The organism is Endozoicomonas sp. ISHI1 (assembly GCF_024606225.1).
Taxonomy (GTDB): domain Bacteria; phylum Pseudomonadota; class Gammaproteobacteria; order Pseudomonadales; family Endozoicomonadaceae; genus Endozoicomonas_A.
Map to the genome: position 1 here is coordinate 1 of NZ_JAGRPU010000076.1, position 11,860 is coordinate 11,860.

Annotated in this window: 3 protein-coding genes; all 3 read right to left on the bottom strand. The window is 46.7% G+C overall.

Annotated features, from left to right (window positions below):
* The coding region (locus KBW69_RS22725) for a hypothetical protein (RefSeq protein WP_257282400.1) at positions 1-3,091 on the bottom strand (3,091 nt) is incomplete at its 3' end.
* Between the two features lie 363 nt (positions 3,092-3,454).
* On the bottom strand, positions 3,455-7,891 hold the full coding sequence (locus tag KBW69_RS22730) for a hypothetical protein (protein WP_257282401.1): 4,437 nt from the start codon (positions 7,889-7,891) through the stop codon (positions 3,455-3,457).
* A 335-nt stretch (positions 7,892-8,226) separates the two neighbouring features.
* Positions 8,227-11,805, bottom strand: a complete 3,579-nt coding sequence (locus KBW69_RS22735; protein ID WP_257282402.1) for a hypothetical protein — start codon at positions 11,803-11,805, stop codon at positions 8,227-8,229.
* Positions 11,806-11,860: the final 55 nt, after the last annotated feature.

Genomic DNA, 11,860 nt, shown 5'->3' on the forward strand with positions numbered 1-11,860 from the left:
GCATTGGAAAACTGTAGATCAGAACATGGTAACCTGACACTTCAACCTCAAGCCACTGTCCTTTGACCGTAAAGGACATCTGGTTGAGGGTCTGCATTAGCACAGCGATATAACTCAGGGCCAGCTGCTCTCCTGACGGGATAAGTCCAGAGACGGGTATCTCAACGGTGTTGTTGGCGGTTGCACGCATCCCGGACAGAAAGTGATCGGGGATATCGTTATCCCAGGGTAGAAGGCTATGAGTTTTGAGTAGTGCTTCAAAGAGCATTTGGATGCCTTCTTTGGCGATGTCGTGGGTTTTCAGTTTAAGGCAGGCTTCAAACAGCTGCTTTAACCATTGGGAGGAATGCTCTTTGCTGAGTTTATGCAGGGCGCTCAACGAGGGAAACAGGTCGAATACAGCCTGGGCACGGCTGGCTTCCAGAAAGCGCAGCTGATCATCCTTTGTTAAAGGTTGCAGAATTTTCAAGTAAAGCCTTTGCATGTATTTGAGTTTCAGCACCCCCGACAATGCTTGCAACCGGGCTGAGTAATGTTCCCACAGGCTCTTATCCGGTAATGACTTCAGCCGTTTGACGAAATAGACAAAACGCGATCTGTGTTCACTGGCAGAAAACAGAACCATTGCCTTGTCTAATACATGCAAAGGCAAGGACTTACTCGAATGATGCAGCAAAAAATTCCGGTCCTGTCGATCAGCCCGGAGGTAGCGCTCAACACCTTTGCCGCCATAAGAAGAAAGAAGTCTTATCAATGGTTTTAGCATCAGAACGGTTTTGGTGTTTTCATGGATTTTAAGAAATTGTTTTAACACTGCCCAGCTGAGTGACAAGTCCGGTTTGGAGGTGGAAAGGTAAAGAGCCACTGTTTTTATCTGACGATTGAATTTGTCATCCTCTGAATCGCTATTGTATTCGTCGTCCTCTTCACTATCTGAATCGCCATTTCCTTCAGTAAATTTTGTAAACAGCCACTGTTTCAGTTGTGTTTCCTGATGTTGCAGCATCTTAATAGCAGGTAGGCTTTCTGATTTCCAGAGCTTGGTCATAATTTGCAGGAGCAGATGATTGGCTGTCCCCCGGCAACGTGTCCAGTCCAGCACTTTTTTTACCTGATCATGTTTGGGCACGCCCTGGCAATGATTCATGGACGAGAATGCGCGGAACCTTTCTATACTGAAATCGCCATCTTTGTCTTTCCATTCTGGCCAGCCTAGCACCTCTTTTACTTCCTTATATTTGAGCATGCCCTGACCATTATTCATGCAAGAAAAGGCGCGGAAGCACTCCATACTGAACTCACCATTTTTGTCTCTCCATTCAGACCAGCTCAGTACCTCTTTCATTTCCTCATGTTTGGGCACGCCGTTGGTGTTGTACATTGACGAGAAAGAGTGGAATAGCTGCATATTGAACTTGCCATCCTTGTCTTTCCATTCCGGCCAGCCCAGTACCGCTTTCACTTTCTCATGTTTGAGCATACCTTTGGTATGATTCATGGATGAGAAAGCGCGAAACCGCTTCATACTGAACTCACCATCCTTGTCTTTCCATTCCGGCCAACCCAGCACCTCTTTCACTTCCTCATGTCTGAGCATGCCTCTGCCATGATTCATGGACGTGAAGCAGCGGAACAGCTCAATACTGAACTCATTATTCTTGTCTTTCCATTCCGACCAGCCCAGCATCTCTCTCACTTCCTCATGTCCGGGCATACCTCTTTTGGCGTACATAGACGATAAAGAGCGGAACAGCTCCGTACTGAATTTACCACCCTTGTCTTTCCATTCCGGCCAGCCCAGCACTTCTTTCATTTCCTCAGGCTTGGGTACGCCTTTCCCATTATTCATGGACGAAAAGGAAGTCAATACATCTAAACTCGCTAAATATTTGAGTTCGCTTTGGCTACGTTCGGCAAAATCACGGGTATGTTTTTTTATATTCTTTAACATGCCGGTCAACATGCCGGTATTTTTGATGGTTTCAGGAAGGTGCCGAAAAAAAACGATTGCATTATCGAAGAAGCCATTAAAAGACTTTCTCTCTACGAAACCAAGTAAGTTATAAAAAGTGTACTTGGCTGTGATGTTTTTTTTCTTGAAAACCTGCATCAGGGTTTGCACTTTTTCCAGCTCTTCCTCAGTTAATTCGTAAAGGATTTTTTCTTTTACTTTTTCCAATGGGTCATCTGAGATTCGAGTGTCTGCTCGTTTCTTTTTTTTAGCCGGTGTTGGTGCAACTGCTTTCGAATTATTTCTCTTTCTACACGAGCCCTTGTTTTTTTTCTGAGCAGGTTCTGATGAGTCATGCAGCTGAGTTTCTTCTGAGCTACGTCTTGCTCTTTTTTTACCATTAGTGCCTGAAAGGCAGGTGTTGCATAAAAACGCTGAAGCTGATTCCTCATTTGCTATGCGACTTATTTCCTGTGTATTCAGTGTCTTTTCACAATTGGAACAAGTTACAACCAAATTTTCGTTATCCTGCTCAGCAGAGGGTTTTAGTGGGTCATCACCTCCACGACCACTGCCGCCTGATGAACCGGTTCCCTGGTTACAGGCAGGGACTTCGCTCATCTGCCTGTTCTGAGACGTTGTCGTGGTTGTTGATGCTTTGGTCGTTCCGGAGGGTTGATCCTTTTCCCCGTTACACGTTTGACGGCCATAGTATTTGCCAGAAGCGATCACACGGTAAAGGCTGATTTCCCGACTATTCTCTGCTAGCCATGTCTTAACCAGCCCCGGATGAATCGTGGCGGGGTCTGACCTTTCCAGATCAAGAAGGTCCGCTTCAATCACCATGATCCGGTCTGACAAAATCCGGGCCAGCGTGGTTTGGCCTGTCTTAATCGCCCATAGTCGTTTCATTCGTAATATTCGAAGCAGTCGCCTTTTTTGTTGCAGGCATTTTTGAACAGGGTCAGGAACGAGGGTGAGGTCAGGGAGAGGCACCTTGTCAGGATTCCAGTGATTTCCGTCAGGTGGCCTGTCGCCATCATCTCCACCGGCAGCCCCCGTGGCGGTCAGAGCAGTGGAAGAATGCTCCAGGGCTTTCGGAGACGTGACCATCAGGTCAATGCGGCGTGTTTGCGTCATTGGCCAAACGGGTTGGAGAGGTAATTGAAGAAACGCAGGGGGACTGTTATTCGGCAGCAGCTGAAGCAAAATGAGCGCTAATTGCGTCAGCCCAACCGGAAGAGGCTTGGGCTGTTCATGTCCGGCTAACTTATTAGTATACAAGAAATGTGCTGGCAGCAGGTTTGAGCTGTCTAATCCCACTGCAGGCAGTGACTCACCAGACATTATTGTCACTAACAGCAGCAGTGATCGGACCATCGGGCAGATAGTTTTGTTTTTCTGTGGGCGTCCCATAGACTCAGGCGCATTGATTGACGTTTGCCGTATGCACGAGAATGTATAGCATCCCACTGGTTTTCGCGCCATAAACGGAGTTGGCAATTAGAAAATACTCCCACACCCATCAAGTAACTCTAATTCCTGGCAACTCTGATAAACATCAGGATTAACCCCTGATAATAAAGGGTCTCCTCTTCTTAACCGCTTTATTTTTCTGCATGCCAGTTGCCTCCATCTTTTCAGTATGTGGTCGGCGATATCAATTTTGGCTTTTTTAAGGACGGTCACTACATGCATAAGCTCCATTTCATTCTCATACTCGTTCAGTAATGTCAGTATTTCAGTGCTAAAAACTTCTGTCTGATTTAGCTTTAACCATAGGCGGCCAAACGCCTGTTTTTCTCTTTGGTCGTCGGGTGGGTTAACGCTTTGTAGTTCCGGTTCACTGATCGGCTCACAGGCTTCAGCTGTTCTGGATGGAACGTTATTCAAGTATTGAAACAGTGATTTTTTAATCTCATCGGGGCATTTTGTATCTGATGCTTCGATGCTTATTTTCAGTTTGCCAAGCAAGGAGACAGGCAGTCTCTCTTTATGATGGTCAAGGGATTTCCAGGCGACAGCTTTGATGGCCATTCCTCTGCTGATCAGGGTAGCCAGCACATGCATAGGTATTGGGTTGAAGGGCGCGACTCCAACATCACCTTTTGCCCCGGGCTCTCTGTTTACGACTAACCCGGTTTCGAGTCCCTGGATACATACCGGGTAATCGGGTTCTGAACGCTTTTGCCAATGATCTGCTGACAAATAATAGTGTTCAGGCACCCCAGTGATTTTCAAAAAAATCCTGAACTGCTCCTCTGACCAGTTGCTAATTTCCATTTTTTCATTCTGTATTTTCAGCTGCGGCATTGGAAAACGGTAGATTCGTACACTCTTACCCGGCACCTCAACTTCAAGCCACTCCCCTCTGACACTAAAGAACATCTCGTTGATGTTCTGCATCAACACCGCGATATAACTCAGAGCCAGTTGTTCTCCTGACGGAATAAGTCCCGAGACAGGTATCATAACGTTGTTGTCGTCGGTTGTTCGCATCCCGGACAGAAAGTGATCGGGAATATCGTTATACCAAGGCAGAAGGCTATGAGTTTTGAGTAGTGCTTCAAGCAGTATTTGGATGCCTTCTTTGGTGATTTCGTGGTTTTTTAGCCCAAGGCAGGCCTCAAGCAGCTGCTTAAACCACTGAGAGGAATGCTCTTTGCTGAGTTTATGCAGGGCGCTGAACGATGGAAACAGGTCGAATACTGCCCGGGCATGACTGGCGTCCAGAAAACGCAACTGGTCATCATTTGTTAAGGGTTGCAGGATTTCCCAGTAGAGCCTTTTCATATAGTCGAGTTTCAGCACCTCCGATAATTGTTGCAACCGGGCTGATTGCTGTTCCCATAGACTCTTATCCGGCAATGACTTCAGCCGCTTGACGAAATAGACAAAACGGCCCCTGTATTCATTGGCAGAAAACAGAACCACTGCCTTATTTAACACGTGCAAAGGCACGGCTCTAGCCGAATGACGCCGCAAAAAAAACCGGTCCTTTGCATTGGACTGAAGGTAGAGTTCGACACCTTTTCCTCCATAAAAAGACAGCAGCTTTATCAATGATTCCAGCATTAGAACGGTTTTGCTGTTTTCACGGAATTGATGAAATTGTTTTAAAGCCGTCCACTTTAGTGACCACTCTGGCTTAGAGGTGGAAAGATAAAGAGCGACGGTTTTTATCTGGAGATTGTAATTGTTGTCCTCTTCATTATCTGAGTTGCTGTTTTCTTCAGTGAATTCTGTAGACAGCCACTCTTTCAGTTCCGTTTCCCGTCGTTGCAGCACATCGGCAGCAGGTAGCCCTTCTGATTTCCAGAGTCTGGTCATAACTTGCAGGAGCTGGTGATTGGGTGCACCCCCGCAACTTGTCCAGTCCAGCACATCTTTAACTTCTTTGTGTTTGAGCACGCCTATTGTGGTGTACATGGACGAGAAGGCGCGAAACCGCTCCACACTGAACTCGCCATCACTGTCTTTCCATTCCGACCAGCCCAATACCTCTTTCACTTTTTTATGTTTGGGTACGCCCAGGCCATTGTTCATGGATGAGAAGGGACGGAACCGCTCTATATCGAATTGGCCGTCCTTGTCTCGCCATTCCGGCCAACCCAGCACCTCTTTCACGTCCTCACGTTTGAGTATGCCTTTGCTATGATTCATGGACGAGAATGCCCGTAAAAGCCCCATACTGAACTCGCCATCCTTGTTTTTCCATTCCGGCCAGCCCAGCACGTCTTGCACTTCCTCATGGTTGAGGATGCCCAGGCCATTATTCATGGACGAGAAGGCGCGGAACAGCTCAATACTAAACTCGCCATCACTGTCTTTCCATTCCGGCCAGCCCAGTACCTCTTTCACGTCCTCGTGTTTGGGCATTCCTTTACTATGATTAATCGAAGAGAAAGCGCGGAACAGATCAAAACTGAACACGCCATTCTTGTCTTTCCATTCCGGCCAGCCCAGTACCTCTTTCACTTCCTTGTGGTTGAGCATCCCACGGCTATGATACATTGACGAAAAGGAGCGGAGCAGCTCAATACTGAATTCGCCATCCTTGTTTTTCCATTCCGGCCAGCCCAGCACCTCTTTCACTTTCTCATGGCTGAGGATGCCCTGGCCGTTATTCATGGACGAGAAAGAGCGGAATAGCTCCGCACTGAACTCGCCATCTTTGCCTTTCCATTCCGGCCAGCTCAGCACCTCTTTCACTTTCTCATGTTTGAGCATGCCTTTGCCACGATTCATGGACGAGAAGGCGCGGAGTAGCTCCATATTGAACTCACCATCCCTGTCTTTCCATTCCGGCCAGCCCACCACTTCTTTCAGTTCCTCATGTTTGAGCATGCCTTTGCCATGATTCATGGACGAGAAGGAGCGGAACAATTTCACACTGAACTCACCGTCCTTGTTTTTCCATTCCGGCCAGCTCAGCATCTCTTTCACCTCCTCATGTTTGGGTAAGCCGTTTCTGTTGTACATGGACGAGATAGAGCGAAACAGCTCCATACTGAACTTGCCATCCTTATCTTTCCATTCCGGCCAGTCCAGCATTGCTTTTACTTCCTCATGTTTAGGGACACCTTTGCCATTATTCATTGACGAAAAGGAAGTCAATAAATCCAAACTTGCTAAATATGCAAGTTCATCCTGGTTACGTTCGGCAAAATCACGGATATGTTTTTTTTTATTCTTTAGCATGCCGGTCAGCATACCGGTATTTTTGAAGGTTTCAGGAAGGTGCCAAAAAAAAACGATCGCATTATCGAAGAAGTCATTAAATAACTTTCTCTCTACATAGCCAAGCAGTTTATAAAAAGAGTGCTTTACGGTGATGTTTTTTTTCTTGAATACCGCCATCAGGGTTTGAGCTTTTTCCAGCTCTTCCTCGCTTAATTCGTATTGGATATTTTCTTTTACACTTTCCAATGGGTCGTCGGGGACTTGAGTGTCTATTGGTTTCCTTTTTTTGGCCGGTGGTTTCTCCGAAGCAACTGCTTTCGAATTAATTCTCTTTCTAACCGAGCCTTTCTTTTTTTTCTGAGCAGGTTCTGATGCATCCGGCTCTGTTTCTTCCCGGGTTCGTCTTGCTCTTTTTTTACCCTGAGTGCCTTGCAGGCACTTGTTGCATAAAAACACTGAAGCTGTTGTCTCATTGGCTATAAGCTTTAATTCTTGTTGATTCAGTGCTTTGTTACACTTGGGGCAAATGACAACCGGATTTCCTGTATCCTGCTCAGCCGGGGGTTTCAGTGGGTCACCACCTCCTCGATCACTGCCGTCTGCTGAGCCGGTTGCCTGATTGTGGGTAGCAGCCCCATGCGTCTGGCCGGATTGGCCAGCCTGTTTTGTTGGCGCGGTCGTTGATGCTTTGGTACTTCTGCAGGGTTGGTTATTTTTACTCCTACCCGCCTGTCGGCCAGAGTTTTTGCCAGCAGCGATCTCACGGTAAACACTGAGTTCCTGACTATTCTCTGCCAACCATGCCTGAACCAGTCCCGGATGCATCATAGCAGGATCCGACCTTTCCAGATCCAGAAGATCCCCTTCAATCACCATGATCCGGTCTGACAAAATCCGGGCCAGTGTTGCTTGTCTCGTAATAAAAGCACATCGTCGTTTGAATCGTAACATTCGAAGCAGTTGCCTTTTTTGTTGCAGGCATTTTTGAATAAGGGAAAGAACAGGAGTAAGTTCAGGCTGGGGCTCTGGGTTGGGTTTCCAGTGGTTTCCGTCAGGTGTCTTATCGTCATTGCCTCCCCCGGCAGCTCCCATGACGATTAGCGCATTGGAAGAGTGCTCCACGACTTCAGGGGATATCGCCATAAGGTCAGCGCGTTTTGTTTGCTTCATTGACCGAATGGGTAGCGCAGGCAATTCGAGAGACGCGGGAGGACTGTTATTCGGCAGCAGCTCTGGCAAAGGGAGGGCGAATCGCATAAACCCTGCCAAATGGGGGTAAGGCCGTTCGGGTTCAGTCAACATATTCGCATATAAGAAATGTGTTGGTAGCGGACTTGAGCCGACTAATTCCAATGCGGGTAGCGACTCCCCATATATTATGGTCACTAACAGAAGCAGTGATCGGGCTATTGAACAGATAGTTTTGTTTTTTTGTGAGCGTCTTGTAGACTCAGGCTTAAAAAAAATACACATCCACGAACCCATTCGCTATTGGAAATAATTCGTTATTTTCACGCCACCCGACATAAGGCTCAGGCTCTTGACTTGACCTCTGCCATTTGCACCGGAATGTATAGCGCCCTACTGACCCATTAAAAAATACCCCCACATCTATCAAGTAACTCTAGTTCCTGACAACCCTGATAAACATCAGGATTCACCTCTGATAATAAAGGGTCTCGCCTTCTTAATTGCTTTATTTCACTGCATGCCCGTTGCCTCCATTCTGCCATTGTGTGGTCAGCGATATCGATTTTGGCTTTTTTAAGGATGGTCACTATGTGCATAAGCTCCATTTCATCCCAATAGTCGTCCAGTAATGTCAGTATTTCGATGCTAAAAACTTCTGTCTGGTTGAGCTTTAACCATAAACGTCCAAACGCCTGCTTTTCTCTTTTGTTGTCTGGCGGCTTCATGCTTTGTGGTTCCGGTTCACCCTGACAGGCTTCAGGATCCCTGGATTGAATGTTGTCCAGGTATTGGGTCAGTGATTCTTTAATCTCATCGGAGCATTCTGTACCGGATGCTTCGATTCTTTCTCTGAGTTTGCTAAGCAAGGATTCAGGCAGCCTCTCTTTATGGTGGTTAAGGGATTTACAGACGATGGGGCTGATGACCATTTGCCTGTTGATCAGGGTAGCCAGGATATAAATGGGTAGAGGTTTGAAGGGTGCTGTTTCTTCAATGGCACCTTTTTCCCCGGGCTCTCTTTTTGCGACGAATCTGGCTTCGCATCTTTGGATGTATCCGGGTTCATCCGGTTTTAAACGCCTTTGCCATTGCTCTGCTGTCAAATAGTAGCGTTGTGGCATTCGAATGATTTTCAAAAAAGCCCTGAACTGCTCCTTTGACCAGTTGCTAATTTCCATTTTTTCATTCTGTATTTTCAGCTGCGGCATTGGAAAACTGTAGATCAGAACACAGTAACCTAACACTTCAACCTCAAGCCACTGCCCTTTGACCGTAAAGGACATCTGGTTGAGGGTCTGCATTAGCGCAGCGATATAACTCAGGGCCAGCTGTTCTCCGGATGGAATAAGTCCAGAGACAGGTATCTCAACGGTGTTGTCGCTGGTTGTTCGCATCCCGGACAGAAAGTGATCGGGGATATCGTTATCCCGGGGCAGAAGGCCATGGGTCTTGAGTAGCGCTTCAGACACTATTTGGATGCCTTCTTCGGTGATGTCATGGGCTTTTAAATGAAGGCAGGCTTCAAGTAGCTGTTGTAACCATCGGGAGGAATGCTCTTTGCTGAGTTTATGCAGGGCGCTCAACGAGGGAAACAGGTCAAATACAGCCTGGGCGTGGCTGGCATCCAGAAAACGCAGCTGATTATCTTTTGTTAAGGGTTGCAGGAGTTCCCAGTAGAGTCTTTGCATATAGTCGTGTTTCAGCACTCCTGATAATTGCTGCAACCGGGCAGAGTACTGTTCCCATAGCCTTTTATCCGGCAATGACTGCAGCCGCTTGACGAAATAGACGAAACGCTCTCTGTGTTCATCGGAAGAAAACAGATCCATTGCTCTATTTAACACATGGAAGGGCACGGCTTTAATCAAATGACGGAACAAAAAATCCCGGTCCTGTTGATTAGCCCGGAGGTATTGCCCGACGCCCTTCCCCCCACAAGAAGACAGGAGTCTTATCAATGCTTCGAGCATCAGAACGGTCTTGGTCTTTTCATGGCATTGATGAAATTTTCTTAAAGTCGCCCAATGGAGTAACCAGTCTGGCTTAGAGGTGGAAAGATAAAGAGCAACAGTTCTTATCTGCCGATTATATTTGTCACTCTCTTCATCCTCTGAATCGCTGCATTCTTCATTAGATTCTGTAAAAAGCCACTGTTTCAGTTGTGTTTCCCGGTGTTGCAGCATATCAACAGCAGGGAGTCCTGCTGATGCCCAGAGTCTGGTCATAATTTGCAGTAGTTGATGATTAGGTACATCCTCGCAGCTTGTCCAACCCATCACTTTTTTCACTTCCTCATATTTGGGTACGCCCCGGCCATTATTCATGGACGAGAAAGCGCGGAACCGTTCCATATTGAACTCGCCATCCTTGTCTTTCCATTCTGGCCAGCCCGACACTGCTTTGACTTCCTCATGTTTGGGTACTCCTTTGCCATTATTCATAGACGAGAAAGCGCGGAACCGTTCCATATTGAACTCGCCATCCTTGCCTTTCCATTCTGGCCAGCCCAGCACTGCTTTGACTTCCTCATGTTTGGGTATTCCTTTGCCATTATTCATGGACGAGAAAGCGTGGAACAGTTCCGTACTGAACTCACCATTCTTGTCTTTCCATTCAGGCCAGCCCAGAACCATTTTCACTTCCTCATGGTTTAGCATGCCCTTGCTGGTATTCATGGACGAGAAGGTGCGGAACCGCACGATGTTGAATTGGCCATCTTTGTCTTTCCATTCAGGCCAGTCCAGTACCTCTTTCACTTCCTCATGGTTGAGCATGCCTTTGCTACTGTTCATGGATGAGAAGGTGCGAAATAGCTCCATATTGAACTCGCCGTCCTTGTCTTTCCATTCAGGCCAGCCCAGTACCTCTTTTACTTCCTCGTGTTTGATGATGCCTTTTGTGTTGTACATGGACGAGAAGGAGCGGAATAGCTCCATATTGAACTCGCCATCCTTCTCTTTCCATTCCTGCCAGCTCAGCACCTCTTTCACTTCCTCATGTTTGGGAATGCCTTTTGTGTTGTACATAGACGAGAAAGAGCGGAACAACTTCATGTTGAACTTGCCATCCCTGTCTTTCCATTCAGGCCAGTCCAGCACCGCTTTCACTGCCTCATGTTTGGGTACGCCCCGGCCATTGTTCATGGTCGCGAAAGAGCGGAAAAGCTCCTTATTGAATTCGCCAGTCTTGTCTTTCCATTCAGGCCAGCCCATCAACTCTTTCACTTCTTTATGTTCGGGCACGCCTTTGCCATTATTCATGGACGATAAGGAAGTCAATACATCCAGAGTCGCTAAATATTCGAGCTCACCCTGGCTATGTTCAGCAAAATCACGTATGTATTTTTTTTTATTTTTTAGCATGCTCGTGAGCATGCCTGTATTTTTGATGGTTTCAGGAACGTGCTCAAAAAAAGCGATCGTATTATCGAAGAAACCATTAAAAGACCTTCTATCTACGAATCCAAGCATTTTATAAAAAGTGTACTTGGCAGTGATGTTTTTTTTATTGAATACCCCTATCAGGGTTTGTGCTTTTTCCAGCTCTTCCTCGCTCAATTTGTATTTGATATTTTTTTTCATTTTTTCCAATGGGTCATCGTAGATCTGAGTGTCTGCCTGTTTCCTTTTTTTGGTCGGTGGTGCAGCAACTGCTTTTGAATGATTTCTCTTTCTACCCGAGCCCTTGTTTTTTTTTCGAGCAGGTTCTGATGAATCCGGCTCTGTTTCTTCCCCGGTTTCTCTTGCTCTTTTTATACCCTTAGTACCCGACAGGCACTTGTTGCAAATAAATGCCGAAGCTGTTGCCTCATTCGCTATACGACTTAATTCCTGTTTATTCAGTACCTTGTTACACTTCGAACAAGTCACAGCTGGCTCCCCAATATTCTGCTCAGCTGACGGGGTCATTGGATCATCGCCTCCGTGACCACTGCCGCCTGTTGAACGAATTCTCTGGCTAATGGTAGCGGCTCCGAACATCTGGCCTGTTGTCGCGGTAGTTGAGACTTTGATTATTCTGGAGGGTTGATTCTTT